General features: G+C 65.8%; 30 protein-coding genes and 1 tRNA gene. 17 read left to right on the forward strand and 14 right to left on the reverse strand.

The window, feature by feature from the left end; translation table 11 throughout:
- Positions 1-28 precede the first annotated feature (28 nt).
- The 9 genes from J0H39_16665 (at position 29) to ptsN (ending at position 7,354) form a co-directional block, all read left to right on the forward strand.
- A tRNA-Leu gene (locus J0H39_16665) sits at positions 29-115 on the forward strand.
- A 79-nt stretch (positions 116-194) separates the two neighbouring features.
- A complete protein-coding gene (locus J0H39_16670; GenBank protein ID MBN9498387.1) occupies positions 195-806 on the forward strand; it encodes a ribonuclease D in 612 nt (203 codons plus the stop codon).
- Positions 807-998: 192 nt separating this feature from the next.
- On the forward strand, positions 999-1,991 hold the full coding sequence (locus J0H39_16675; GenBank protein ID MBN9498388.1) for a KpsF/GutQ family sugar-phosphate isomerase: 993 nt from the start codon (positions 999-1,001) through the stop codon (positions 1,989-1,991).
- Complete coding sequence (lptC, locus tag J0H39_16680; GenBank protein ID MBN9498389.1) at positions 1,991-2,806, forward strand: LPS export ABC transporter periplasmic protein LptC; 816 nt, start codon at positions 1,991-1,993, stop codon at positions 2,804-2,806. Before J0H39_16675 ends, lptC begins: the two co-directional genes overlap by 1 nt.
- Positions 2,803-3,723 (forward strand): hypothetical protein, encoded by a 921-nt coding sequence (locus tag J0H39_16685; protein ID MBN9498390.1) that lies wholly within the window; start codon positions 2,803-2,805, stop codon positions 3,721-3,723. The genes lptC and J0H39_16685 overlap by 4 nt, the downstream gene beginning before the upstream one ends.
- A complete protein-coding gene (gene lptB / locus J0H39_16690) occupies positions 3,720-4,487 on the forward strand; it encodes an LPS export ABC transporter ATP-binding protein (protein ID MBN9498391.1) in 768 nt (255 codons plus the stop codon). Before J0H39_16685 ends, lptB begins: the two co-directional genes overlap by 4 nt.
- Entirely contained in the window at positions 4,484-6,025 is a 1,542-nt protein-coding gene (rpoN, locus tag J0H39_16695) for an RNA polymerase factor sigma-54 (protein MBN9498392.1), read from the forward strand. Before lptB ends, rpoN begins: the two co-directional genes overlap by 4 nt.
- A gap of 228 nt (positions 6,026-6,253) precedes the next feature.
- Complete coding sequence (gene raiA, locus J0H39_16700; protein ID MBN9498393.1) at positions 6,254-6,871, forward strand: ribosome-associated translation inhibitor RaiA; 618 nt, start codon at positions 6,254-6,256, stop codon at positions 6,869-6,871.
- 21 nt (positions 6,872-6,892) lie between these two features.
- On the forward strand, positions 6,893-7,354 hold the full coding sequence (gene ptsN / locus J0H39_16705; protein ID MBN9498394.1) for a PTS IIA-like nitrogen regulatory protein PtsN: 462 nt from the start codon (positions 6,893-6,895) through the stop codon (positions 7,352-7,354).
- Between the two features lie 69 nt (positions 7,355-7,423).
- Here the strand turns inward: ptsN and J0H39_16710 are convergent, their stop codons facing one another.
- Positions 7,424-8,848 carry a hypothetical protein gene (locus tag J0H39_16710; GenBank protein ID MBN9498395.1) on the reverse strand — a complete coding sequence of 475 codons (1,425 nt, stop codon included), beginning with the start codon at positions 8,846-8,848 and terminating at the stop codon, positions 7,424-7,426.
- A 409-nt stretch (positions 8,849-9,257) separates the two neighbouring features.
- Here J0H39_16710 and J0H39_16715 point away from each other — a divergent pair, with 409 nt between their 5' ends.
- Positions 9,258-10,001: a hypothetical protein gene (locus J0H39_16715; GenBank protein MBN9498396.1), complete on the forward strand. Its 744-nt coding sequence runs from the start codon at positions 9,258-9,260 to the stop codon at positions 9,999-10,001.
- Between the two features lie 126 nt (positions 10,002-10,127).
- The gene (locus tag J0H39_16720; protein ID MBN9498397.1) at positions 10,128-10,733 is read left to right on the forward strand and encodes a hypothetical protein; all 606 of its coding nucleotides are present in this window, start codon (positions 10,128-10,130) and stop codon (positions 10,731-10,733) included.
- A 38-nt stretch (positions 10,734-10,771) separates the two neighbouring features.
- On the opposite strand, the gene J0H39_16725 is transcribed toward J0H39_16720, so the two are convergent.
- The 6 genes from J0H39_16725 to J0H39_16750 all read right to left on the reverse strand — a co-directional run bounded on the left by J0H39_16725 (position 10,772) and on the right by J0H39_16750 (position 14,892).
- Positions 10,772-11,974, reverse strand: a complete 1,203-nt coding sequence (locus J0H39_16725) for a hypothetical protein (GenBank protein ID MBN9498398.1) — start codon at positions 11,972-11,974, stop codon at positions 10,772-10,774.
- 14 nt (positions 11,975-11,988) lie between these two features.
- Positions 11,989-12,693 carry a hypothetical protein gene (locus tag J0H39_16730; protein MBN9498399.1) on the reverse strand — a complete coding sequence of 235 codons (705 nt, stop codon included), beginning with the start codon at positions 12,691-12,693 and terminating at the stop codon, positions 11,989-11,991.
- Positions 12,694-13,063: 370 nt separating this feature from the next.
- Positions 13,064-13,291: a DUF1150 family protein gene (locus J0H39_16735; protein ID MBN9498400.1), complete on the reverse strand. Its 228-nt coding sequence runs from the start codon at positions 13,289-13,291 to the stop codon at positions 13,064-13,066.
- 3 nt (positions 13,292-13,294) lie between these two features.
- The gene (locus J0H39_16740; GenBank protein ID MBN9498401.1) at positions 13,295-13,756 is read right to left on the reverse strand and encodes an Hsp20 family protein; all 462 of its coding nucleotides are present in this window, start codon (positions 13,754-13,756) and stop codon (positions 13,295-13,297) included.
- Between the two features lie 138 nt (positions 13,757-13,894).
- Positions 13,895-14,302: a hypothetical protein gene (locus J0H39_16745; protein MBN9498402.1), complete on the reverse strand. Its 408-nt coding sequence runs from the start codon at positions 14,300-14,302 to the stop codon at positions 13,895-13,897.
- 119 nt (positions 14,303-14,421) lie between these two features.
- Positions 14,422-14,892 (reverse strand): Spy/CpxP family protein refolding chaperone, encoded by a 471-nt coding sequence (locus J0H39_16750; GenBank protein ID MBN9498403.1) that lies wholly within the window; start codon positions 14,890-14,892, stop codon positions 14,422-14,424.
- 188 nt (positions 14,893-15,080) lie between these two features.
- Between J0H39_16750 and J0H39_16755 the strand changes: the two genes are divergently transcribed.
- Genes J0H39_16755 through J0H39_16770 form a run of 4 tightly spaced genes read left to right on the forward strand, consistent with a single transcriptional unit; the run spans position 15,081 to position 18,279 of the window.
- Positions 15,081-15,800 (forward strand): response regulator, encoded by a 720-nt coding sequence (locus J0H39_16755; GenBank protein ID MBN9498404.1) that lies wholly within the window; start codon positions 15,081-15,083, stop codon positions 15,798-15,800.
- Positions 15,797-17,206: a two-component sensor histidine kinase gene (locus tag J0H39_16760; GenBank protein ID MBN9498405.1), complete on the forward strand. Its 1,410-nt coding sequence runs from the start codon at positions 15,797-15,799 to the stop codon at positions 17,204-17,206. Before J0H39_16755 ends, J0H39_16760 begins: the two co-directional genes overlap by 4 nt.
- 21 nt (positions 17,207-17,227) lie before the next feature.
- Positions 17,228-17,728 (forward strand): disulfide bond formation protein B, encoded by a 501-nt coding sequence (locus J0H39_16765; protein ID MBN9498406.1) that lies wholly within the window; start codon positions 17,228-17,230, stop codon positions 17,726-17,728.
- Positions 17,725-18,279, forward strand: coding sequence for a demethoxyubiquinone hydroxylase family protein (locus J0H39_16770; protein ID MBN9498407.1), 555 nt, complete (start codon positions 17,725-17,727; stop codon positions 18,277-18,279). Before J0H39_16765 ends, J0H39_16770 begins: the two co-directional genes overlap by 4 nt.
- Here J0H39_16770 and J0H39_16775 read toward each other — a convergent pair.
- Both J0H39_16775 and J0H39_16780 read right to left on the reverse strand, forming a co-directional pair.
- A complete protein-coding gene (locus J0H39_16775) occupies positions 18,276-18,848 on the reverse strand; it encodes a hypothetical protein (GenBank protein ID MBN9498408.1) in 573 nt (190 codons plus the stop codon). The genes J0H39_16770 and J0H39_16775 overlap by 4 nt on opposite strands.
- Positions 18,845-19,729 (reverse strand): CoA ester lyase, encoded by an 885-nt coding sequence (locus J0H39_16780; GenBank protein ID MBN9498409.1) that lies wholly within the window; start codon positions 19,727-19,729, stop codon positions 18,845-18,847. Before J0H39_16780 ends, J0H39_16775 begins: the two co-directional genes overlap by 4 nt.
- A 147-nt stretch (positions 19,730-19,876) precedes the next feature.
- On the opposite strand from J0H39_16780, the gene J0H39_16785 reads away from it, so the two are divergent.
- Positions 19,877-20,512 (forward strand): LysE family transporter, encoded by a 636-nt coding sequence (locus J0H39_16785; GenBank protein MBN9498410.1) that lies wholly within the window; start codon positions 19,877-19,879, stop codon positions 20,510-20,512.
- Here the strand turns inward: J0H39_16785 and J0H39_16790 are convergent.
- Positions 20,509-21,228, reverse strand: a complete 720-nt coding sequence (locus J0H39_16790) for a hypothetical protein (GenBank protein ID MBN9498411.1) — start codon at positions 21,226-21,228, stop codon at positions 20,509-20,511. The two genes, J0H39_16785 and J0H39_16790, sit on opposite strands and share 4 nt — an antisense overlap.
- The gene (locus tag J0H39_16795; protein ID MBN9498412.1) at positions 21,225-22,235 is read right to left on the reverse strand and encodes an aspartate-semialdehyde dehydrogenase; all 1,011 of its coding nucleotides are present in this window, start codon (positions 22,233-22,235) and stop codon (positions 21,225-21,227) included. The genes J0H39_16790 and J0H39_16795 overlap by 4 nt, the downstream gene beginning before the upstream one ends.
- A gap of 250 nt (positions 22,236-22,485) precedes the next feature.
- On the opposite strand from J0H39_16795, the gene J0H39_16800 reads away from it, so the two are divergent.
- Positions 22,486-23,106 (forward strand): methyltransferase domain-containing protein, encoded by a 621-nt coding sequence (locus J0H39_16800; GenBank protein ID MBN9498413.1) that lies wholly within the window; start codon positions 22,486-22,488, stop codon positions 23,104-23,106.
- Positions 23,107-23,193: 87 nt separating this feature from the next.
- Here J0H39_16800 and leuB read toward each other — a convergent pair whose 3' ends face one another.
- From leuB to J0H39_16815, 3 genes are read right to left on the reverse strand one after another with little or no spacing between them, the layout of a single operon-like run.
- Positions 23,194-24,306: a 3-isopropylmalate dehydrogenase gene (gene leuB, locus J0H39_16805; protein ID MBN9498414.1), complete on the reverse strand. Its 1,113-nt coding sequence runs from the start codon at positions 24,304-24,306 to the stop codon at positions 23,194-23,196.
- Between the two features lie 21 nt (positions 24,307-24,327).
- Positions 24,328-24,948: a 3-isopropylmalate dehydratase small subunit gene (gene leuD, locus J0H39_16810; GenBank protein MBN9498415.1), complete on the reverse strand. Its 621-nt coding sequence runs from the start codon at positions 24,946-24,948 to the stop codon at positions 24,328-24,330.
- 18 nt (positions 24,949-24,966) lie between these two features.
- Positions 24,967-25,656, reverse strand: coding sequence for an RDD family protein (locus tag J0H39_16815; protein MBN9498416.1), 690 nt, complete (start codon positions 25,654-25,656; stop codon positions 24,967-24,969).

Consider the following 25,656-nt stretch of genomic DNA (forward strand, 5'->3'; position numbering starts at 1 on the left):
CCAAGGACGAGGTCCGGCGAGGCCCGGTGCCCGGGTGGCGGAATTGGTAGACGCGCTAGATTCAGGTTCTAGTGGCCGAAAGGTCGTGGAAGTTCGAGTCTTCTCTCGGGCACCAAGTTTCCCTCCCGCCGGCGGCGCCGATACGGCAGCCCCGGCGGGAGATCACTTCCCCAGGTTCCATTAGCCGAGCGATCATGGCCGTCCATCTCCACCAGGGCGATCTGCCCGCCGGTTTGAAATTCCCCAACGGGGTCGCCATCGATTCCGAAACGATGGGCCTGCGCCCGGAACGCGACCGGTTATGCGTGGTGCAGCTTTCGGGCGGCGACGGCACGGCGCATTGCGTGCGCTTCGCCAAGGGCCAATACGCCGCGCCGAATTTGAAGGCGCTGTTGGCCGACAAATCGACGCTGAAGCTTTTCCATTTCGCGCGTTTCGACGTCGCGGTGATGAAGAAATATCTGGGCGTCGATACCACGCCCGTCTATTGCACCAAGATCGCGTCGAAGCTGGTGCGCACCTATACAGACCGTCACGGGCTGAAGGATCTGGTGCGCGAGCTGACCGGCAAGGAATTGTCGAAGGAACAGCAAAGCTCCGATTGGGGGGCCGCCGAACTCACCCAAGCGCAGCTCGCCTATGCCGCCGCCGACGTGCTTTATCTTCACCAAGTGAAGGAAAAGCTCGACGTCATGCTGGCGCGCGAAGGCCGCACCCAGATCGCGCAGGCCTGTTTCGACTTCCTGTCCACGCGCGCCGATCTCGATCTGCTCGGCTGGGACGAAGAAGACATCTTCGAACACTAAGCCCGTTATTGCGGTGCAGCATCCCGGCCTGCTCAATTAAGCGGCGCGGGCACCCCCGCAAACCTTGCGGATACGAATCACCAAGTCTTATCAAAAACTTGCCCTGGTTGACTTCGCCGGGCCAAGACAGGCATAATTTTTGCGTGATATTCGGCGCTCCGTCCCCGGAGGCCGAGACCCTTTGGGACGGATATGAACGCATCGAATAGCCCCGCGATCCATCTCGATGACGCCACCGTGACGGCCGACCTCGCCGCCGCGCGCAAGGCGATCGCGACGGAGCGTGCGGGTCTCGCCGCGCTGGAAGCCGCCCTCGACGCCAATCTGACGCGCGCCCTCGACGCGATCCTAAACATCAAAGGCCGGCTGATCGTGTCGGGCATGGGCAAGTCGGGCCATGTCGCGCGCAAGATCGCGGCGACCTTTGCCTCCACCGGCACGCCCGCGCAATTCGTCCATCCCGGCGAGGCGAGCCACGGCGATCTTGGCATGATCAAGCCCGAGGACGCGGTGCTCGCGTTGTCGAACTCGGGCGATACGGCGGAAATGACCGACCTGATCGGTTATACGCGCCGCTTCCGCATTCCCCTGATCGCGATCACGATGCGTGGCGAATCCTCGCTCGGCCAAGCGTCCGACGTGCTGCTGAAATTGCCGGACGCGGAGGAAGCCTGCCCCGTCGGCCTCGCCCCCACCACCTCGACCACCTTGATGCTCGCCTTGGGCGATGCGCTGGCGGTGGCGTTGATGGAACGGCGCGGCTTCACCGCCGAATCCTTCCGCGAATTCCATCCGCGCGGCAGCTTGGGCAAGCGCCTCGCGAAGATTTCCGATCTGATGCACGCCGAACCGCCGGTCGTGCGCGTCGGAACCAAGATGGCGGAAGCCGTATTGGAGATCACCGCGAAGCGCTTCGGCTGCACGGCCGTGGTCGATGCGCGCGGCGATTTGGTCGGCATCGTCACCGACGGCGATTTGCGCCGGCATATGGGCGGCGATCTGCTGCAAATGCCGGTCGAGCGCGTGATGACCGCGAATCCCTTGCGCGTCGCCCCCGGCGGTCTGGCGCTGGAAGCGCTGGCCACGATGAACGCGCGCCAGATCACGGCGCTGCTGGTGTGCGAAGGCGCCAAGCCCGTCGGCATCGTCCATATCCACGATCTGCTGCGCGAGGGCGTCGCCTGATGGCGGCCGATCCCCTGCACGACGGCGCGAACGAGCCGCAGCGCCCCGTACCCGTGCCGCGCGCCAACGGCGAAGCAGCGGAAAAGCCGCGTCTGCGCTTGGGCGGTTTCGCGCCCGGCGCGCCGCGCGCGCATTCGACGATCTACAGCCAGCTCGTCGGCTTCCTGAAATTCGCGTTGCCGGCGGTGGCGCTGGGCCTCGCCACGCTGGTGCTGATCTGGCCGCAGCTCAACCCGCTCGACCAGCGTTTCCGCCTGACGCCGGTGCAGGTCTCGATGGAAGACCTCGAGAATCTGCGCATGGTGCAGCCGCGCTATGTCGGCGTCGACGAGCGCAGCCAGCCCTACACGATCATCGCCGAGCAGGCGACGCAGCAAAAGGGCTCGTCCGACGAGACCGGCCTCGCCCATCCGCAAGGCGATATCCAGCTGACGCAAGGCGCTTGGCTGGCGCTGACCGCCGATCGCGGCGTCTATAAACAGACGGCCAAGGAACTCGACCTCGAAGGCGGCGTGCAGATCTTCCACGATGGCGGCTACGAGATTTCGACCGAAACCGCGATCGTCGATCTCGACAAAGGTTTCGCGTCCGGCGACACCGAAGTGCGCGGCCAAGGCCCGAACTCGACGTTGGAAGGCAAAGGCTTCCGCATCCACGATCGCGGCCAGCGCGTGGAAGTGACCGGCCCCGCGCGCGTGATGCTCTATCCCACGCCGAGCGCGCAACCGGCGGCCCCGCAAAACGCGCAAGCGCCCAAGGCGGCCGCCCCCGCCGCCAAAGCGCCGCCCCCCGCCGCCAAGGGCAATGCGCGATGAACAAGGCCGCACTCCTCCTCGCCTTGGGATTATTCGCGAGCGCGCCCGCTTTCGCGCAAACGATCAATATGGGCGGCGGCGGTTCGAGCCAGCCGATCGAGATCACCGCGCGCGACGGCATCGAATGGGATCGCGACGCGCAGCGTTACGTCGCCACCGGCGACGCCGCCGCGCGCCAGGACGGCACCACCGTCTATGCCGACAAGCTGATCGCTTGGTATCGCGCGGCCGCGACCGGCGGCACCGAGATTTTCCGCTACGAAGCGCAAGGCAATGTGCGCATCGCCACCGAGACGCAGACCGTCTACGGCGATCGCGGCATCTACGACATCGACAGCCAGACAATGGTGGTGACCGGCAAGCAATTGCGCTTGGTCACGCCCAACGACACGCTGACCGCGCGCGATACGCTTGAATATCATGGTGCCCGCGACGTCGCGGTAGCGCGCGGCAACGCGATGATTGTTTCGGGCACGCGGCGCATGACCGCCGACGTGATGACCGCCTATTTCGGGCCCGCCAATCAGCCCGCGCGCCCGCAGGCCCAGCAGCGCAACCAGCGCAATCAACGCGCCCAACCGGCCGCGCAAACCTCGTCGAATTCGACCGAGAACCAGCGCCTGAAGCGCGTCGAATCCTTCGGCAACGTCCATGTCTCGACGCCGACCGAAATCGCGCGCGGCGATCGCGGCGTCTACAACATGGAAACCAGCATCGCGCAGCTCGCGGGCAATGTACGGCTCACGCGCGGCGACAACCAGCTCGCCGGCGATTTCGCCGAGGTGAACAACAACACCGGGATTTCGCGCCTGTTGTCGCGCCCCGCGGCCGAAACCGGCGGCGATGGGCGCGTGCGCGGGTTGTTCACGCCGCAGCAGCAAACGCAGCAAGCGCCGCGCGCGGGGGCCCGGCAATGACCGCGTCTCCGGTTTCGCCCAACCTGAAAGTCGTCGCGGGCAATCCGGGCCTCGCCGCGCGCAAGCTCGGCAAGCGCTACAAGGGCCGTCCCGTCGTGCGCGACGTCAGCCTCGCGGTCCAGCGCGGCGAAGCGGTCGGGCTGCTCGGCCCCAATGGGGCGGGCAAAACCACCTGTTTCTATATGATCACGGGCCTGATCTCGCCCGATTACGGCGAGATCTCGCTCGACGGCGTGGACGTGACGGACCTGCCGATGTATCGGCGCGCGCGCCTGGGCATCGGCTACCTGCCGCAGGAAGCGTCGATCTTCCGCGGCCTGACGGTCGAGCAGAATATCCGCGCGGTGCTCGAACTCGTCGAGCCGGAGCGCGAGAAGCGCGAACAGGCGCTGACCGAACTTCTCGCCGAATTCTCGATCAGCCATCTGCGCCGCACGCCGTCGCTCGCCTTGTCGGGCGGCGAACGCCGCCGCGTGGAGATCGCGCGGGCGCTCGCTTCGCAGCCGCATTTCGTGCTGCTGGACGAGCCGCTCGCCGGCATCGACCCGATCGCCGTGGGCGATATCCGCGATCTGGTCAGCCATCTCAAAGATCGCGGCATCGGCGTGCTGATCACCGACCACAACGTGCGCGAAACGTTGGAGCTGGTCGACCGCGCCTACATCCTCCATGACGGCCAAGTGCTGATGGAAGGAAGCCCGCGCGAGATCGTGTCGTCGGCCGACGTGCGCCGGGTCTATCTCGGCGAGAAATTCTCGCTATGAACCGTCTCGCCCCGCGTCTCGATCTACGGCAGACGCAGCAGCTGGTGATGACGCCCCAGCTGCAGCAGGCGATCAAACTTCTGCAGCTTTCCAATCTCGAAGTCGCGCAATTCGTCGAAGAGGAACTCGCGCAAAACCCGCTGCTCGAACGCGACGAGCCGGGTGCGGAAAGTGCCGCCCCCGACATGGAGCGCCCGCAACTCGCCGCGTCCGACGTGCCGACCGACGAGCGCCATTTGAACGGCGAAGACCGGATCGTCGACGCGATCGGCGGTGCGGCGAGCACGACCACCGAAGCGCCGCTCGACGTCGATTACGACAATTCCTACGCGCGCGGCGGCGACGAATCCGCCACCGGCGGCGAGGGTGAATTCCTAGGCGAATGGAAGGGCACCGGCGGCCGCTCGGATTTCGAGGATTCGGAATTCGGCCTCGAGCAGACGCTGCAACGGCCCAAATCGCTGCGCGAACATCTGCTCGACCAGGTCGGCGTGGATTTCGCCGATCCCGTGGACCGCGTGATCGCGGCGCGGCTGGTCGATCTGATGGAGGATAGCGGCTACATCTCGAGCGATATCGGCGAACTCGCCGAGAAGCTCGATATCGATCTGCCGCGCGTCGAAACGGTGCTGAAGCGCTGCCAGAAATTCGATCCGCCCGGAATCATGGCGCGCACACTCAAGGAGTGTCTCTCGCTGCAATTGGCCGAGCGCAACCGCCTCGATCCCGCGATGGCGACGTTGCTCGACCATCTCGATCTGCTCGCCAAGCGCGACGCGGGCGCCTTGTGCCGCTTGTGCGGCGTCGATGCCGAAGACCTGACGGATATGGTCGCGGAGATACGCAGCCTCGATCCCAAGCCCGGCCTCGCTTTCGACGGGGCCGAAGCCCAGCCCGTCGTGCCCGACGTGCTGATGCGTTTGGCCCCCGACAAAAGCTGGATCGTGGAGCTCAACCAGGACACGCTGCCGCGCGTGCTGGTCAACACGCGCTACCTCGCGCGCGTCAATGTCGGCCAGCGCACCAAGTCGGACAAGGAATTCATCGCCGAACGTCTGCACTCGGCCAATTGGCTGGTGAAGTCGTTGCATCAGCGCGCGCAGACGATCCTCAAAGTCTCGATCGAGATCGTGCGCCAGCAGGACGCGTTCTTCCGCAATGGCGTGCGGCATTTGAAGCCGCTGGTCTTACGCGACATCGCCGAAGCGATCGACATGCACGAATCGACCGTCAGCCGTGTGACGACCAACAAGTTCATCGCCACGCCGCACGGCATCTTCGAACTCAAATATTTCTTCACCTCCGCCATCCCCGCTTCGGGCGGCGGCGAGGCGCATTCGGCCGAGGCGGTGCGCCACCGCATCAAGTCGCTGATCGACGCCGAAAAGCCCGACGAAATCCTGTCGGACGACCGCATCGTCGAGATGCTGAAAGCCGACGGGATCGATATCGCACGACGCACGGTCGCCAAATATCGCGAGGCGATGAGCATCGCGTCGTCGGTTCAGCGCCGGCGCGAAAAAACGTCGGCCTTTTAAAGGCTTAGGCGATTTTTCTTGACCCTTGCCGGGGCGGGGCGCACGCTTCCGGCATAGGGTCGCAAGCATGTTGGTTCCAACCAGGACACCCGCCTTGACTTGCCCGAAGCGCCGCACCTATGGTGCGCCGCAACTCGGCCGCCGGACGGTCTTGCGCGGACCAAACCGAACCACGTCAATCGGGCTTCGCGACTTCGTTTCTTCCCGCAACCAACCGACGGCTTCATCATGCAGCTCTCCGTAAGCGGCAAACGTCTCGATGTTGGCGATTCCCTGCGCGTCCATGTCGCGTCTTCCTTGGGCACGGCGGTCGATCGCTATTTCGGCAAGGCGATCGAAGGCAAGGTGACGTTCGAGCGCCAGCGCCATCTGTTCCGCGCGGATATCCAAGTCCATGTCACGCGGGGCATGACGCTGCAAAGCCATCACGCGGCCGCCGACGTCTACGCGGCGTTCGACGGTGCCGTGGAGCGGCTCGACAACCGCCTGCGCCGCCATAAGGGCCGCCTGTCGGACCGCAAGCGCCGCGCCGACGGTGCTGACGGCGAAGCCGAACTCGCGGCCGAGCCCGCGCGCTACGCGGTCGTCGATCCGGAAGCCGAATCGATCGACGGCGGCACGGGTGCGGAAAACGCCGCCGCGCCGATCGTCGCGGAAATGGCGACCCATATCGCCACGCTCAGCGTGGGCGAAGCGGTGGCGCGCCTCGATCTGGGCCAGAAGCCGGTGCTGATGTTCCGCAACGGCGCCAACGGACAATTCAACGTCGTCTACCGGCGCGCCGACGGCGCGATCGGCTGGATCGACCCCGGCTCGGTGCCGCAAGCGGCACCGGCGAAGGCATAAGCGAAAGCGAAACGGGAAAGAATGGACCTCGTCGATATCCTCGCCCCGAATGGGGTCGTCGCAAATTCGCGCGCGACCTCGAAGAAGCAAATTCTGCAGGACCTCGCCCGCAAAGCCGCCGAGCTGACGGGGGCGGAGGAGCGCGCGATCTTCGACGTGCTGCTGGAGCGCGAGCGCCTGGGCACGACGGGCGTTGGCAACGGCATCGCCATTCCGCACGGCAAGCTCGGGGGCTTGAAGCGCCTGTGGGGCGTGTTCGCGCGGCTGGAGAAGCCGGTCGATTTCGAAGCGATCGACGAACAGCCGGTCGATCTCGTTTTCCTGCTGCTCGCCCCCGAAGGCGCCGGCGCCGATCATCTCAAGGCGCTCGCCAAGGTTTCGCGCCTGCTGCGCGACCGGCGTATTTGCGAAAAACTGCGCGGCTCGGAAAAGCCCGACGCGCTCTACGCGCTGATCACCGAGCACACCGCCAACGCGGCTTGAACGAAGCCCCAAGGAATTCGCCTCACCCTGAGCAAGTCGAAGGGCGAGGCGAATTCCGGGTGCGCTTTCTCACACCCCCTCATCCCAAAAATCGGGACCGGCGAAGCGTTCGAACAGCCGCGTGCTGCCGAACGTATCGTAAGCGCGCTTGAACGCGTCGCTGGTGACCGGGCCGACCCAGCCATCGACCTTCAGCGGCGCGTAGCGCTGGCGATCGCCGACCATATCGCGCGCGATGTTCAACGTTTCCTGCGCGCGCGCACCGGCATCGGGCGTGACCTGACCCAGCGTCGAGGCGAGCGTGTCTTCCAAATCATCGATGCGCGATAGGCCGGTATCGAGCCCCTTGGTGTAGCGGCCGAACTGGTCGAGGGCGTAGATCCGCGCGAAGCCCTTGTCGCCGTGCTTTTCGACCGCGCGCCCGAACCCAGCCATCGTCTGCGGCCCGAGATCGCCGTCGACATCGATGCGCCCTTCGCGCCCGCCCAAGCCCCAGTGATAATCGAAGCCCGGCGGCTTGGTCGCGGCGTTGATCGCGTTCTGAAGGCCTTTGACCGCCGCGCGCGAACCATTGGTCATCGCATCGCGCCCCAGCAGCATCTGCGTCCAGATCGGCAAGCCGGTGCCGCCTGCCTGCATCACCGCATCGGCGAGCGCACCGCTATCGGGCGACCACACCTTCGGCCCGCGCGACGATCTTTCGTCGGGCATCAACGACGCCATTTCCAACAAGTTGGTGTTTTGTTCTGGTGCTGGCTGCTGAAGCAGCGACGCCAATTGCGGCATCGCCGGTTCTGGAGCGTTCGCCGCTGGCGTGCCCGCTTCGGTCACCGCCTGCTGGGCTTTGTAAGCATCGTACTGCGCCGCATTGCCCCAGATCGGTCGCGACGTCATGTCGGGCTGCGTCGTCCAGCCGACGATGAAGCGATTCTCGTCTTCGCGCGCCGGTGCCGCCGGCGTCGCCTCGGCACTCTGCACCGGCGCATCGGCTTCGTCGTCCGGCAGCGCCGAATGCTTCTCGGGCGTCGCCGCGTTGTCGCGCGGCACCGGAATCGGCGGCGGCGGAGGCGTTGGGTTCACCTTCGCCTTTGATCCGTCGTCGATTTTATTGTCGCGATAGAACTTGTCCATCTTCCGATCCCGGCCTTCGATGCCATTTCGATTGTTGGGATCGGCGCCATACGGCGTGTTATCGCGAATGAGCTTGCGGAACTGCTCTTTATCCATCTTCCCTTCGAGCTGGACGGTGCTTTTGCGGCCACCGATATCGATCGTGACCTTCTCACCGGTAAATACCGACTTGATCGCCTTGTCGGCCTGATTGCCGTATTGATGGCGCATCCCAAGCATCTCGATCTGGCCTTCCCGCGAATTGCAGAAGTCCTTCGCGGCCTCCGGCGCGTCCTTGCAGAGCGCCTCCACCCCTTTGGCGTTTTCTTGGAGATGCTTGATCTCCGCCTCGCGCAGAATATTGTCCGCGCCGGGCCGCATCATAATCTTCCCTGCCCACTCCTGAGCCTTTTCGGATTTAGCGGTTAATGCTTGATCATATTTGTCCGAATTCGGATCCAACCGACTGCCATACTTCTCCGAAAATAAGCTACGCACCTCATCGACCTTGTCCGCCGCGATAACGCCTTTATCGACCCCAAAGCGAATGAGATTTTCGCGCAACGCCGGATTTTGCCCGAGATCCATTTGGCGGGGCCCGATCGACACCCCGCTCTTTCCTTTCGGCGGGATGGCGATCGAGTCTCGGTCGCCGGTTTCCGCCATGCGGATTGCCGCATCGGCCGCCTCGATCACTCCGGGTTGCAGAGTGAATTTTTTATTCTCTGACATTGTGATATTCTCCTAAAACTTGGCAGCAAGGGGTTGCACCCGCCATCCGGCTGCCGTTCGGATGGGGGAATTCGAGGTGGCGAAGGCAAGAGAGAAAATTGTCGCTTTGGCTCTGTTGGCCGCGATGATGGTCGTTCAGCGGCCAGCATGGAGCGAAGAGATCGCGCCACTTCCACGCATAACCAGCGAACCATTGCGAACGCCCGTGATCGCCAACGGCAATGAATTCTGGACTCTCGGGAAGATGCGCGAGAGCCACATTCGGAACGACGCCGCCGACGCCGCACCGACGCTCTGCGCATTGACCCTCCGTGCTCAAACGAATGCGACCGACCCGGCGTTCGAATCGCTGGAGGTAGGGCTCGAACGTGACCCCACCGCCTCCACGAAAGAGCGGATCGTCGGCACGATGTATCTGCGCGTGCGCTTCGCCGATGCCACGACTTGGCACGCGATGACGCCCCACGCGATCAAGGTGTGGCTCGACAAAGTGACCTCGACCGAGGGCTGGCGCGTCGAATCGCCGAACCGCGAAGGTTACGTGCGGATATCGAAACCGACGCTCGATTCGGATGAACACGAACGGGCGATTTTCGGTTTGGCGGCCGGCGACACGCTGGTGGACGTCGCCATCAAGACGAAACCGGAAGGCGGGTGGATTCTCTACCGCGTCACGATCAACCGGGTCGGCTTTCCCACGCCGGCGGCCGATGCGATGCGCACCTGCCTGCAAGCGATGGGCAGCGAAGCGCTGACCGAAGGCGCCTACGAAGCCGAAATCCGCGACCATCGCCCGCCGAAGTGACGCCATGGAGCCCGAACTCCGCACTTTCCATCCGGAGGAGGCATTCGCGTGAATTGGATCGGCAAGGCACTTGCCGTCGCGCTGTTCGCTTGCTTCGCCGGCAGCGCCGAAGCGCAATTGGAGTGGATGGACGCGACCAATCCGCTGCGGAATCATGCGGGCGACTCGCGCGCCATCGGCATGGGCTATCCGTACATACGCACCGATGGCGACGAGATCGTGCGGGCGGCGAACTTTTCGGATGGCACGCCGCAACGCTGCACGCAATTCGCGCGCTTTGAGGTCGGAGATGGCGGCGGCCCGCAAGCAATCGAACTTGGCATCGAGCGAATTCGGCCGAAAGCGGGCGAGCCCGCGACGGGGACTTTCTTCTTCCGCCTTCGCTATCTCGACGGTCCGAATGGGAGGCCCGTCGCCATCGACAGGCCCGTCCTCGATATCCGCGCCGTCGGACCGACGGTCAATTGGCAGATCGCACCGATCGATCGAAACGGCTGGATCAAGGCAAGTCAGCGAATTTCCAAAATCTCCGGCGACGACTACATCTGGTTCACGAGCGAGATTGAAGGTGGCGGCAACCGGATCGTCCTGACATTGCCGTCGGGCGAGCCTCGCGCCTATTCGGCGCGAATATCGGTATCCGCTTGGCACTACAATATTTTTGGGCGCTGCATGTGCAAGTTGGTCGCCGACTTTCCCGCTTCGGTGAAAAAAAGATTTCCCTGCGATTGAGCCGCCATTCGGATGGAGGAATCCAAGGAGATGTGCGCTCATCGCACGCCCCGCCATTCGGGGGCGGCGGCGAGCGAGGCGAAAATCTCGCCCGGCATGAATTGCGCGGCGGCTTTGGCGAAAGCCGCCTTCGCGTCGGCCGCGTCCTTCGCGCCCATCGCCAGCGCGATCGCGTGCGGGGCGGCGGGGCCCAGATCGGCGAGGATCGCGTAAGCCCGCCCGATGGCGCCGATCCCCGGCCGCTTGCCGTCGCTGCGCAAGGCTTCGTCGGCCGCATCCATCGCGAAGCGGCGCCCCACCTCCTCCGCCCCGTGCCGGTCGATGGCGCGCGCCAAGGCGGCACGCGATTGCGGCCCCCATTTGCCGTCGACTTCCAACGGCGGCGGTGCGACCACGCTGTCGGCCATGCGGTTAAGCCGGAGCAGCAGGCGTTGCAAACGGCGCACGGCGCCGGGCAAGCGATCCTCGCGCACCGCGCGCGCGAAGGCGCGGCGCAGCAAGCGCGGCATCTCGGCCGTGGGATCGCCGGGCCCGCCGCCGATCCCCAGCCGTTTGGCGACACGCGCGAAGGCGCGGTCGATTCGCAGATCGCGCGATTCCCGCGCGCGGGGGAATTCGCGGCCCCAGCGCGTGGCGGCGCGAAACGCCCGGAAGCCCGCGAGATCGAGCGGATCGTTCGGCGCCACCGGCGGCTCGGGCGGCGCGCCGGGGAATTCGAACGCGACCGCTTCCCCGCGCAAGTAAGCTTGCAGCTTGCGGATACTGCCCGTGCCGAATTGATGCAGATGACAGGCGAGTTCGATCTGCCCGCGAAGCCCGGCGAGGAAATCGCGCGCCCCCGCCCCCGAATCGCGCGCCACGCGCCGCACGGCGGCGCGCAGCTCGGCGAATTTCGCGGCCTCCGCCTCGGTCAACGCCGCCTTGCCCGCATCGGTTGCGAGGATCGAATTGCCCAGCGCCACCGCACGCGCGCGCTCGGCACTCGTCAAATCGCGCGTGCGCGCCGACAGCAACGCCGCGTCGTCGGCCCCCGGCAGCTTCTCGGCCACCGCGATCGCCGCGAAACGCCGTGCCAATTCGGCGCGTTGCGAGAGATCCATCTGGAAACGTCCGGCCGACAAGCCGCTGGCGGCGTTGTCGACCGCGACGACGCGGCCTTCGGGCCCGCCTTCCGCGTCGCCCAGCACTTCGGCGAGCACGGCGTCGAAATCGGGATCGAGCAGATAACGATCTTCGGTCATGTTCGATCCCGCCCTTACGCCGACAGACGCGCGGTTTCGTGCGGCGCGAAATCCCACGCGATGGCGTCCAAGGCCGCGTCGCGCGCGGCCCAGCCTTCGGCGAGCGGCCAGACCGGCGAATGCCGGCGCGCGAGGGCGCGCAACGCCGCAAGATCGAAGCGCGCCGCATCCGGAACGACCCCGCGCGCCAATACCGCGGCCAACTCGCTATGCGCGTGGCGGGGCAACGCATGGAAATGCGCGGCGAGTTCGAGTTGACCGCCGAGTGACCCGATCGCGCGCCAGCTCCACGGGGCGGCTTGCGCGAGCATGAGCCGCACGCGCGCCCCGATCGCGACGAGGCGCCGCCGCTCGGCCTTGGCCAAGGCGCGCTTGCCCGCCGCCGTTTCCAGCGTGGCGCGCGCGAGCAGCAAGGCGCGCACGCTTGCCGCTTCGTCGTCGCGAAGATCGTCGCGGCCGAACACGGAATCGAGATCGGGGATCAGCACCCGCCCGTCGCCCAGCGGAATTTCCCCCACGCGCGCGGCGCGCGCCGCATCGGCCAACGCGCAGCGCAGCTTGGGTTCTTGCGCGGGAATCAGCCGCAGCCGCCCCAGCGCCAATGCCCCGACGGTGGCGATCGCGGCATCGCCCGGCCGCCCTCCCGTCGCGGCGGACAAGGCGTGCGGTAAGGCTTTGGTCAGGCGCGGATGCGGTTCGGGCGGTTGCGGCGCGGACATGAAGGACCCCTCGATGGCGGAACGGCGTTGCGGTTCCGGCCGCCGGGCGAGCCCCGTAATTCACGAATATCCGCTACCGCTCCTTCGTCGCATCGCCGCAAAAGTACCTATAATGTTCTAATGCGGGGTCGCGAAAGGTCCAGCCCGGCAATTCGGCTCGATTCGCCGGTATTTGACGCTTCGCGAGGGTGCTGCGCATTCGAAACGGCAACGGCAAGACGGGAAACCCTGGCTCGCCGGAGGCCGATAGAATGAATATAGAACATCTACTTTTAGGCGCAAGAAAAATTTCGGCACGCGATTCTAGGCGGCGAACGAAAAAGGGCCCGCTGGCGCGGGCCCTTTGTGAATTCGTCGACGGCGCGTTCGATCAATGCGCGTCGAGCGGCTCCAGCCCGTGCTGGCGGATCGCCGCGAAGGCGAGATCGCGCGTGGGCGCGGCACCGATGCGTTCGCCCCCGGCGGCGTGGATCGCATAGATCGACGCCGGGCCTTGCTCGCCCGCCTCTTCCGTGCGCCGGACATAGGCGATGCCTTGCTGGCCGAGGGCGGCGAACGCCTCGGGCGACAAGGCGCGCAACGTGGAAAGATCGCTCATACTTCAGCCCTCCTTACCGGAAACGTCGATCGTGGGGCGGCGCGCGGCATTGGCCGCCCCGCTTTTGATTTCGATGCGCCGCGCCTTGGCTTCCGGCTGCGGGCGCGCGAGATCGATATGCAGCAAGCCATTGTCGAGCGAGGAGCCGAGCACTTCGATTCCGTCGGCGAGCACGAAGCTGCGCTGGAATTGCCGTGCCGCGATGCCGCGATGGATGAAGGCGCGGTTGCCGTCGTCGACCTGCTTGCCGCGCACGACGAGCTGATTGCCTTCGAGCGACAGCACGAGATCGTCGGTGGTGAACCCGGCGACGGCCAGCGTGATGCGCAGGCCGTTCTCGCCGATCTGTTCGATATTGTAGGGCGGGTAACCGTCGCCGCCATGCTTGGCGATGCGGTCGAGCGTGCGCTCGAACTCGTCGAAGCCGAGCAGCAGCGGATTATTGAACATCGACAGGCGCGACATAACGCAGGCACTTTCCGGAGCGCCCCCGAAACTGGGCGGCACCCCCTATACGGCCGCATTCGCGGCCCGTTGCGGGGCGACGGATCCCCCGAAAGGCGACCCATCCTTCGGAAAATATGGCGGTCCCGGCGGGGGGTATCAAGCCCCCCGCTTGCGCGGCGGAATTCCGATTATGGCGGGCTTTCCGGCGGGTTTGACGGGGGGCACGCCGGCGGCCGCGTTCAGCACCTGCATCGCCACGCGGGCGTTGCGCACATTGCGGGCGTCGCGGATCAAGGCCGCGCGCGCGGGGTCCATTTTACCCGTGGCGCGCAGGCGGCGGATTTCCTCGGCCGCGCTCAACGCGGGTTCCACGGGGGCACCACCGGCCATGGCTTCGAGCTGACGCGCCGCCCCTTCGAGATTGGCGACCATGGTCGACAATTCCTCGCGGTGGTGCTTGGTCAGATCCTTGCGCGCCAGCGTGTGGCGAAATCCCGCCGCGCGGTCGCGAAAGCGCTTGGCTTTGGCCAGATATTGTTCGGATTTGGAATCTTGCTTCGGCATACGCTTCGATTCGTTCGCGGACGCGAAAAGTATACGCCGGATAATTCCCCCGTTGCGAGCGCGGTAAAAATTCGGGCGGGACCCCGGAAGATCCCGCCCGTCCTCCCGATCGATCGGCTTTAGTGGTGACGGCGCATCATCCGGCGCGGCGACAGCGCTTCGGCCAGCGCCGATTTCTGCGCGTCGTCGAGCACGGCCTGGAAGCGTTCGACCGCCGGGCGCAGCACGGCGAGCGACGATGCCATAGCTTGCGCGAACGTTTCGCGCCGCGCCAGTTGCGCCGCCGCATCGTTGCGCGCGGCCTGTGCGGGCGGATTGTCGCACAAGCGCTTCATCGGCTCGCTCGCGGCACGGCTGTCGCGCGCGAAACTTTCCCACGCCGAACGTTGTGCGGTGGTCGGCTTCACTTTCGCTTCGACATAGGCAAGGCGCGAGGCGATGCGCGCGTCGGCATCGGCGCACATACGTTCGAACCCGCGCTGCGCGCGGTCGGGCGGCGGACCGCCGGCGGGCGGTGCCGGCGGTTGCTGGGCGAAAGCCGGCAGCGCCAAGGCGAGGCCGGCGAGAGCGAGGAGGATGGGCTTCTTCATCGTGCGTCTCCGTTGTGGATTGCGAACGACGCCGTTATCGGCTTGGATTGAGGCCCCGCGATGACCGGCGGATTTCTTCGCATGACCGCAGCCCCCGTATATGTAACGTCGCATAACCATGTATCCGTGTTTGTAACGCCGGGTTACGACCCGTCGGCGAAGCTGCGGCGCGGCGATATGATCGTCACATGACGCAACGCACGCCGCATATCCTCGTCGTCGACGACGATCGCGAAATCCGCCGACTCGTCTCGCGCTTCCTCACCGAGAACGGCTTCCGCACGACCGAAGCGAAGGACGTGCGCGAGGCCGAGACCGCGTTGGGTGCCGGAAAATTCGAACTCGTCGTTCTCGACTTGATGATGCCGGGCGAAGACGGCTTGTCCTTCGCGCGGCGCTTGCGCGCGCAAGACCGTATCCCGATCGTGATGCTGACCGCGCGCGGCGAGGAAACCGACCGCATCGTGGGCCTGGAGATCGGCGCCGACGATTATCTGCCCAAGCCCTTCAATCCGCGCGAGCTGCTGGCGCGCGTGCGCGCGGTCTTGCGCCGCGCGGGCGAACGCCAGGAGCCGGACGTCAAAGCGCGCATCTTCCAATTCGCGGGCTGGACGCTCGACGCCGCGCGGCGCGAACTTCGCCGGCCCGACAGCGCGCTGGTGCCCACGACCGACGCCGAGATCGATCTGCTGATCGCTTTCGTAGAACGTCCGCAACGCACGCTGTCGCGCGAACAATTGCTCGATCTCGCGCGCGGCCGTCAGGCGCAATTGTTCGACCGTTCGATCGACGTGGCGGTGATGCGCCTGCGCCGCAAGATCGAACCCGATCCCGCGAAGCCCGAGATCATCCGCACCGTGCGCAACGGTGGCTACTTGTTCGCCGCCGACGTCGAGACACGGGCGTGAAGGGCCTGTTCGACGGGATCGCGGGGCGCATCGCGCTGGTCGCGATCGTCGGTCTCGTCGCGGCACAGCTCGTTTCCGTCGGTCTGGCGCTGCTGCTGCGCCCGACCGAGTTCCGGCTTTACGCGGCACCTTGGCTGGCCGAGGCCGCCGTCGGTATCGCGCGCGACACCTTCGCGCGCGCGCCGGGCGCGCGCGCCGCCTATCTCGAAAAACGCGCGGAAACCGAGCATCTCGACCTCGAATGGTCGCAAACGCTGGAAGTGCCGCCCGATCCGCGGCCCGCGCGCGGGCGCGCCGCGCGCCTGGAACGCATCATCGCCGAGGCGCTGGGGCCGGGCTTCGGCGTTTCCAGCGAGCTCGCGATCGGCGGTTTCGGCCTGCCCCGCCCGCCGGGACGTTTCGAACGCCACACGCAGGTATTGCGCGTGCCCGCCGACGAATCCGCCTGGAGCGAAGCGCAGACCATTCCCGGCATTTTCCGCATCGTCATTCGGGGGCCCGACGGCACGTTCCTGACGCTGCACCCGATCGCACCCGGCCTCAATTGGGGCTGGATCGTTCTGGGTGCGTGGCTCGCGGGCATCGCCGTCGCCGCCGGGGCGGCCGCGTTGTGGGCCGCGCGCCGCGTCGCGGGGCCGCTCGTCTCCGTCTCGATCGCCGCACAGCGCGCGGGGGCAGGCCTCGCCGCCGAGTTGCCGCGTCTGTCGGGGGCGCCGCGCGAAGTGCGCCGCATCGGCGAATCGCTCGCGCGCATGCGCGCCCAGCTCGTGCGCCATGTCGAAGATCGCACGCGCATGCTGGCCGCCGTCAGCCACGATCTGCGCACGCCGTTGACGCGCCTGCGCCTGCGCGCGGAATCGATCGACGATCCCGAGGAACGCGCGAAGGCGCAGAACGACATCGTCGAGATGGAGAAGATGATCGCCGAAACGCTCGCCTTCGCGCGCGCCGACGCGATGGAATCCTCGCCCGAGCGTTTCGACTTCGCCGCGTTGCTGCAAACTTTGGTCGACGAGCGCGAGGATTTGGGCCGCGAGATTTCCTATAAGGGCCCGCAAAGCCTGATCGTCGAGGGCCGCGCGGGTGCCCTCAAACGCGCGCTCGCCAATCTGATCGACAACGCGCTGATCTATGGCGAGCGCGCCGAAGTCACGCTCGCCGAATATCCCGACCGGATCGAAGCGGCGATCGTCGACGAAGGGCCGGGTATTCCGCCCGACGAACTCGAACATGTGTTCCGGCCGTTCTACAGGCTCGAAATCTCGCGTTCGCGTGAGACCGGCGGCTCGGGGCTGGGCCTGGCCGTGGCGCGCGATATCGCGGTCGCCCATGGCGGCGAGGTGCGACTGGAAAACCGCGCGACACGGGGTTTGCGCGCGACACTGGTGCTGCCGCGCGTCGGCTGACGCTGTATACTGCGCGCCGTGATCGACGCTCTTCTCCGTTCCCGCCTTGCGGGCACCGCCATCGCCATCGCGGGGGTCGCCATTCTCGGCACCGCCCTCGCCTTCCAGCATGTCGGCGGGCTGGTCCCGTGCGATCTTTGCTACATGCAGCGCTATCCCTTCTGGATCGCGATCCCCGCCGGCCTCGCCGCCGCCTATGCGCCGGCCGGCAAGCCGCGCGCGGCCCTGCTGGCGATCGCCGCCGCCGCATTGACCTATGGCGCGGGTGTGGCCGCGTTTCATACCGGCGTCGAACAAGGCTGGTGGGAAGGCCTCGCCTCGTGCAGTTCGCCGCGCGGGCTGTCGAATTCGCTGGAGGAATTGCGCGCGCGGCTTATGGCCGCACCCGTCGTGCGCTGCGACGAGCCGCAATGGTCGTTGTTCGGCGTGACGATGGCCGGGTACAATTTTCTCCTGTCAGGGGCTCTCGCCGCTTTTGCGGGCGCGAGCGCTTGGTTTGCCCTTCGCGGAGATTCGAAATGACCGCATCGCATCGTATGGGCCTGCCCGGCGAACCCGCCGGCGAAGCGCTGATCGACCGCGTCCTGCGCGTCGACCATGCCGGCGAATACGGCGCCGTGCGCATCTACGAAGGCCAGCTCGCCGTGTTGGGCAAGAACAGCGACGCCGCGAAGGCCGTGGCGCATATGGCCGAACAGGAACGCGCGCATCTGGCCGCGTTCGAAAAGCTGCTGCCCGAGCGCCGCGCGCGGCCGACCGTGTTGCAGCCGTTCTGGCATGTCGCGGGCTTCGCGCTGGGAGCCGCGACGGCCATGCTGGGCGAGAAGGCCGCGATGGCCTGCACCGTCGCGGTCGAGGAAGTGATCGACGCGCATTATCGCGAGCAGATCGCCGCGTTGCCCGACGACGAAAGCGCGCTCAAAGAGACGCTCGAGAAATTCCGTCAGGAAGAGGTCGAGCACAAGAACGAAGCGCTCGATCGCGGCGCCGAACTCGCGCCGGGCTACGAACCGCTGGCTGCCGCGATCAAAGCGGGCTCGCGCCTCGCCATCTGGCTGTCGAGCCGGATTTAGGGAAGTTTGGGCTGCGCCGCGACGATCGCGCCCTTATAAGCGCGCGTCGTGCCGAGGACGAGCCACGCATCGTCGGGCGACTCGATTTCCATTTCCAGCCGATAGCCGGGCACGCGATCGAGAAAATCGCGATAGACCAGCGCCGAATCGTAAGCGCCCCGGCGCAATTGCGTTTCGACGTCGAAAATCGTGCCCGATTTTTCGACCACGATCTCGCGCCATGCCGACAGATCGCCAAGCCCCAAAGTCGCGGTGAACACGCCGATACTATGCGGGCGATGGATCTGCTCGCGCGTGACGATCGCCAAGGGCTTGCTCGGCGAAATGAAAGTATCGGCGAGGAACAAGCGCTTGTGATAGGCGGTCAGCAGATGCGGCGTATCGGGATGGACCGAACAAATCACCGCATAATCCGCATCGCCCGCCAGCACGGCTTCGGCGCACGCTTTCAGCGTGTCGCACGCCAGCGGCTCGGGCGCGAGGCCGCGCAATTGCGCGTATTGCCGGGCGACGAAATCGTGATTGGTGCCGCTGCCAAGCGTGGCGAGGCGGCGGTTGCCCGCACTCACGCCGCTTTGGCCGCGCGCGCGGCGATCGCGTCGGCCAGCGCCACGGTGTTGCGCGCCGATTCGACGTGCAGCTGTTCGACCAGCTTGCCGTCGACCACGACCACGCCTTCGTTCTTCGCCGACGCGGCGTCGTAGGCCGCGATGACCTTGCGCGACCATTCGACGTCCGCCGCCGACGGGCCATAGGCGGCGTTGCACACCGCGATGGTCTTCGGATGGATCAGCGTGCGGCCGTCGAAGCCCATTTCCGCACCCTGGCGGCAGGTCGCGGCGAAACCGGAATCGTCGTTCAGATCGAGATGCACGCCGTCGAGGATCGGCAAACCCGCCGCGCGCGCGGCCAGCAGGCACAGGCCCAGCGACGGCATAATCGCCAAGCGATCTTCCGAATGGCGGGCGCGCAGATCCTTGACGAGATCGGAGGTGCCCATGACGAGCGCGCCCAGATGCGGGCTCGACAGCGCGATTTCCTGGGCGCGCAACACGCCCAGCGGCGTTTCGATCATCGCCCAAAGCTGGACGTTCTCGGGCGCCCCGGCGGCGGCAAGGCGCAAGGCGGCGTCGCGCACATCCTTGGCGCTTTCGACCTTGGGCAGCAGCACCGCTTGGCAGCCCGAGCGCGCGGCGGCCTTGATGTCGGCTTGGCCGACTTTGCCCGACAGCGGATTGACGCGCACGATGCGTTCGGCGCGATAGCCGCCCTGCTTCAACGCCGCCATCACCGCGTCGCGCGCCGAATCCTTCGCGTTGGCGTGGACCGCATCCTCCAGATCGAAGATCAGCACATCGGCGTCGACCCCGCGTGCCTTGTCCAAAGCGCGGGCGTTGGACCCCGGCACGTAAAGGGCGGAGCGGCGCGGGACGGGGCGGAATTCAGCCATGGGAATCCAAGCGTTGTCGGCGTTGTCGGGCGCCTATCCTGTCAGCCCGCCCGCCCCCTGCCAAGCGTTTCGCGGGGTAATCAAATCCTCTCGCACCCGCACAACGCACTGGCGGCATTCGGATTTGGCGGCTATACGGCGAAGGACATGTTCGAGTGGCTGTTCCTCAAAGGCGTCGTGGTCGGGTTCCTGATTACAGCCCCGGTCGGACCGATCAACATCCTGGTCATTCGCCGCACGCTGGTGCATGGGCGGCTGGCCGGGCTGTTTTCGGGGGCCGGCTCGGCGGTCGCCGATACGATGTTCGGCGCGATCGCCGCATTCGGCATCGTCATCCTGAAAAGCTTCATGGAGGAACAGCGCGATTATCTGGCGCTGGGCGGCGGAATCATCCTGATCGTGATGGCCGTGCGTTTGATGCGCCGGCCCACCCCCAAAATGGCGGAAGGCAAGGACCCGAGCGGCCTGATCGCCGATTTCACCTCGACGCTGGTGCTGACCCTCACCAATCCGATCACCATCCTGTCCTTCATGGCGGTGTTCGCGGCGTTCGGCGTGCGCACCGAGGGGCGCGCCGCATTCGAGGATTGGCTGTTGATCGCGGGCGTGTTCACCGGGGCGGCGGCGTGGTGGGTGCTGGTCGTGGAACTGGTCCATTATTTCCGCGACCGCTTCACGACCACGGGCCTGACCTGGGCCAACCGCATCGCGGCGTGGATCATCCTGGCCTTCGCGATCGGCGTGCTGGGCGAACTCGCACTTCGCCGGCTGGGGCTGATCTAATTCGGCACCAGATCGCGCAGCAAGGCCGGCAGGCGTTGCTGGCGCTGCACTTCGCGGCGCACGCGCGCTTCCTGCAACGTGTACATCTGCGGCCGATAGGTCGGACCCGGCCGGATATCGACCGTGCGCGACGCCTGCCCCGGACGCAGCGGCTGTTCGATCACTTCCGTACCGGGTGCGCGCAATTGGCGCGTGATCTCGCCTTGGCCCGCCCGGCAGATATCCTGATCCTCCGGCCGGCGCAGGAAGGTCGTCTGCTCCAGCGACGTCACGCGCGCGCGCGCGTCCTGGCGCTGTTCGGCGGGCAGATTGCGCAGCAGCGTGATGCGCGGGCCCGTCGCCGACAGGATTTGGTTGACGCGCGCTTCGATCGCCGTGCGGTCGAGACACGCGGCCCCGTCCACCGCCGCCAGCGCCACCGAATAGAGCGTCACGATCGCCGCTTCGTGCCGCAGCGAATCGTCGTTACGCCCTTGGCCGATCCGCCATAGCAGATCGCCGTAAGCCAGTGCGACGACATGCGGCGCGCCATCGAGCACCTTGGCCGCCGCCCATTGCAGAGCGGCATGCGCGTCGGCCTCGCTATTCGCCAGACGCAGGCGTTCGGAAACGCCGCGCCAATCGCGCGAGCCGTAAAGCCGGTCGAGATCCGCCGTCCCTTGCGCGGCGGCGGGGGCCGCAAGCAGCGCGAAAAGAAGGACGAAGCGCTTGATCATCCGCGCGCCGCGAGCTCCAGCGCCAGGCGCGCAATGGGTGTTGCCAACGCCGCGCGCAGATTGTCCGCCGCCAGCCAGAAGGCGATCGAGTTCGGCGCCGAGGCGTCGTCGCGAATGCGGCTGACGAAGATCGAGCCTTCGCCTTGGGTTTCCAGCGGCGTGACGATGCCCTGTTCGTGGCGCAGATCGACGACCGCCACACCGTTCATGCGCTTCATCATCGCGCGCGCCTGGGCCGTGCCCATCGGCTCGGCGAATTCGGCGACGACCGAAATGCCGTGACCGACGAAGGTGGGGACGCGCACGCAAGTCGCCGCGACCTTCACGCCCGGCAGCAGACGCGGCGTTTCCTTGGCGAGGGCGGCTTCGTCCGACGTCGATCCGTCGTCCTGGAAATTGCCGCAATGTGGGATCGTGTTGAACGCGATCTGCTTGACGAAGTGTTCGCGCTCCAACGGCATGTTGACGTAGACGTTGCGCGTCTGGCCGAACAATTCGTCCATCGCGTCCTTGCCCGCTTCCGACACGCATTGATAGGTCGACACGACCGCGCGCTTGCACGTCGCCGCGTCGTGCAATGGCTTCAGCGCGCGCGCGATCATCGACACGCAAGCGCTGGGGAAGGCGACGACGCGCTTGGCCGCCTTGCCCAATACCGCATCGGTGTCGTTGAGGCCCGGGATGACCAACGGCACCTGCGCGTCGAGGCGGCTATGCGCCGTCGCGTCGAGCACCCAGCCGCCGCCCTTCGCCGCGCGCGGGAGATGCGCGGCAACGACCGCCGGGGCGGTGCAGAACACGGTGACTTTGGTCGTCGAGAAATCATGCGTCCCCAGTTCCTGGGTGACGATTTCGTCGTCCTCGCCATAGGTGAGGCCCGTACCCGCCGACCGGTCGGAGGCCAGCGCCGCGACATCCTCCGCCTTCACGCCCGCCTCGGCGAGCGCTTGAAGAACCTCGCGACCCAGCGTGCCCGAGGCACCGACGACCGCAAACGCTTTACCCATCGACTTTATTCCTTCACAGCGCCGCAAAAACATACGGCGTTTTCGATAACGGAGAACTGTGGATACACGATGCCGGGGGCGCCGTCGCGCCCGGCGGAAAGTTTCGCGAGTTCGATACCGCAAATTCGGAATGGGCGTCATAAAAATTTAACGCGCCAAAACCCCTTACAAAGCACGTCATTACAGCCTTATATAGGTCTCGCGGGTTCGGCGTTCATCGATCCGCAACATCAACACCGGAGACGACGCGATGGCGAAGGAAGCGAAAGATCAACCCGAGGATCTGTTTTTCTTCCGCCGCTGGCTCGCCAACCCGATGAAGGTCGGCTCCGTCATCCCCTCCTCGCCCGCGCTGGCGCGCCTCGTCGTCAAGCAGGTGCGCCGCGCCGCCGACGAATGCGTCGTCGAACTGGGACCGGGTACCGGCCCCGTCACCAAGGCTTTGCTCGCCGCCGGCATTCCGACCGACCGCTTGTTCGTGGTCGAGATCGACGCCGATATGTGCGCCTATCTGCGCCGCGAATTCCCCAACGTGAACGTCATCCATGGTGATGCGACGAAGCTGACCCAGCTTCTGCCCCCGCAATGGGTGGGCAAGGTCGGCACGGTCATCTCCGGCATTCCGATGGTGCCCCTGCCCCTCGATGTGCAGAAGGCGCTGACCCAAGCCGCGATCGACGTGATGGTGCCGGGGGGCGAGATTTTGCAATACACCTACTCGCTCGCCTCGCCGATCAAGGAAAAGCCGCTCGGCCTCACCGGCAAGCGCAAGGGCATCGCGATGATGAATTTTCCGCCCGCTTGGGTGTGGAGCTACGTGCCGACATTCGGGCGCGATGCCGAAGACGACGCGGAGCCGACGCACGCGTAATCGCGCGCGTCGCAGCAATTAAAAAGGCGGGACCGCAAGGCCCCGCCTTTTTCTTTGCCCAATCTTACTTGAGCGCGACGAAGCCGCTTAAGCCGCGAGCTTGTCGAGTTCCTTGAGCAGCGCGTCGCCCATTTGCGTGGTCGACACGAGCTTGTCGCCGGGGCCGGCGATATCCGGCGTGCGGATGCCGGTGGCGAGCACGTTCTTCGCCGCCTGTTCGACCAGATCGGCGTCGTCGCCCAGCTCGAACGAATAACGCAGCATCATCGCGAAACTGAGCAGCGTGGCGAGCGGGTTGCACTTGTCCTGGCCCGCGATATCGGGGGCCGAACCATGCACGGGCTCGTACAGCGCTTTGCGCCGGCCGGTGGCGTCGGGCGCGCCCAACGAGGCCGAGGGAAGCATGCCCAGCGACCCGGTCAGCATCGCCGCGCAATCCGACAGGATGTCGCCGAACAGATTGTCGGTGACGATCACGTCGAACTGCTTGGGCTTGCGCACCAGCTGCATGGCGCAATTGTCGGCGTACATATGCTCGAGCGTCACGTCCTTGTATTCGGCGGCGTGCAGCTTGGTCACCGTCTCGCGCCACAACACGCCCGTGTGCATCACATTGGCCTTTTCGACCGAATGCACCTTGTTCGACCGCTTGCGCGCAAGCTCGAAAGCCACACGCGCGATGCGCTCGATTTCGCTCGTCGTGTAGACCTGCGTATCGACCGCCTTCTTCTGGCCGTCGGGCAGCGTGGACACGCCGCGCGGTTCGCCGAAATAGACGCCGCCGGTCAGCTCGCGCAGGATGAGGATATCGAGACCCGCGACCAGATCGCGCTTCAGCGACGACGCATCGGCCAGCGCGTCGAACACCAGCGCCGGACGCAGATTGGCGAACAGGTCCATATCCTTGCGCAAGCGCAGCAAGCCGCGCTCGGGCTTCTTCTCGAACGGCAGATTGTCCCATTGCGGGCCGCCGACGGCGCCGAACAGCGTGGCGCCGCATTCCTGGGCCAGCGCCATCGTATCGTCGGTCAGCGGCGTGCCGTGCTTCTCGTAGGAAGCGCCGCCGACGAGGCCCGACTTCACGTCGAAGGAAACGGTGCGGCGTTTGTCGAACCAGTCGACGACACGCAGCACTTGGCGCATCGCCTCGGGGCCGATGCCGTCGCCGGGAAGAACCAGAAGTTTACGGTTGGATGCCATTTCGCGTTCGTCCTTCTTGCTTCAAGCCTTGGCCGCGTGCAGCCAGGGCTGCGTCGTCTTGCCCTTCGCCTCGTAGGCGTCGATATCGGCCGCGTGCTGCAGCGTCAGGCCGATATCGTCGAGGCCTTCGAGCAGGCATTTGCGGCGGAAGGGGTCGATTTCGAACTTCACCGTGCCGCCGTCCGGGCCCTTGATCTCCTGCTTTTCCAGATCGACCGTCAGCGTGGAGTTCGAGCCGCGGCTGGCGTCGTCCATCAGCTTGTCGAGATCTTCCTTCGAGACCTTGACCGGCAGGATCCCGTTCTTGAAGCAGTTGTTGTAGAAAATATCGGCGAAGGACGTGCTGATCACGCAGCGAATGCCGAAATCGAGCAGCGCCCAGGGCGCGTGTTCGCGCGACGAGCCGCAGCCGAAATTGTCGCCGGCGACAATGATCTGCGCCTTGCGATAGGCCGGCTTGTTCAGCACGAAATCCGGGTTTTCCTTGCCGTTCATGTCGTAGCGCATCTCCTCGAACAGCGCGACGCCAAGCCCCGTGCGCTTGATCGTCTTGAGATGCTGCTTGGGGATGATCATGTCGGTGTCGACATTGACGATCGGCAGCGGTGCGGCAACGCCGGTCAGAACGGTGAATTTATCCATCTCGATCTCCCCTTCTTCCTATTTCGTCTGGGCCGGCACGACGCGCGTGCCCGCCAGAATATCGTGGAACGCTTGTCCCGAACCGTTGAGGCAGCCCAGCACATAACCGAACCCGGTCGAGACGATTTCGCAGATTTTCAGAAACTGGCGGCCGAGCGCGCGTACCGCGCTCAAGCGGTTGCCGGCGAGATCGACGACCTTCAGGCCCAGCAGAATCTTGCCCGGTGTGGCTTGACGGCGCGAAGCTTCGAACGCCGCGTAATAGGCGAAGGGCAGCGCGAACAAGACGAATTGCGCGGCGATCAACTGGACGAGGCCGCGGAAATTGCGCGCGATCAAAAGCTCGCTGCGCACGGGTTCGACGCGCCCGTCGTCATACGTATTGACGCCCTCGCCCACCGAATAGACGCGCACCGTGCCGTCTTCGTAGCGGCGCGTTTCGACATGGAATTCGACGCGGCGATGGCCGCTATTGTCGAACATGCGCTGATCTTCGACCGTCACTTGCTGGCGGTCGATTTCGACGACCGCCGGATCGATCCACGGCGCCACGGTGAAGGCCGGCAACCCCAGCACGCCGCGCACGGCGATCGCCAAAGCCCACAGCACGACGGTCAAAATCGCCGCATCAACGCACAAAGCCGCCACACGCCGCCCGAACGGCGCCACCGCGAAGGTGGCGCCGCCAACGGGCAGCGGCAGCGCCAT

Source organism: Alphaproteobacteria bacterium (assembly GCA_017308135.1).
Lineage (GTDB): Bacteria > Pseudomonadota > Alphaproteobacteria > CACIAM-22H2 > CACIAM-22H2 > Tagaea.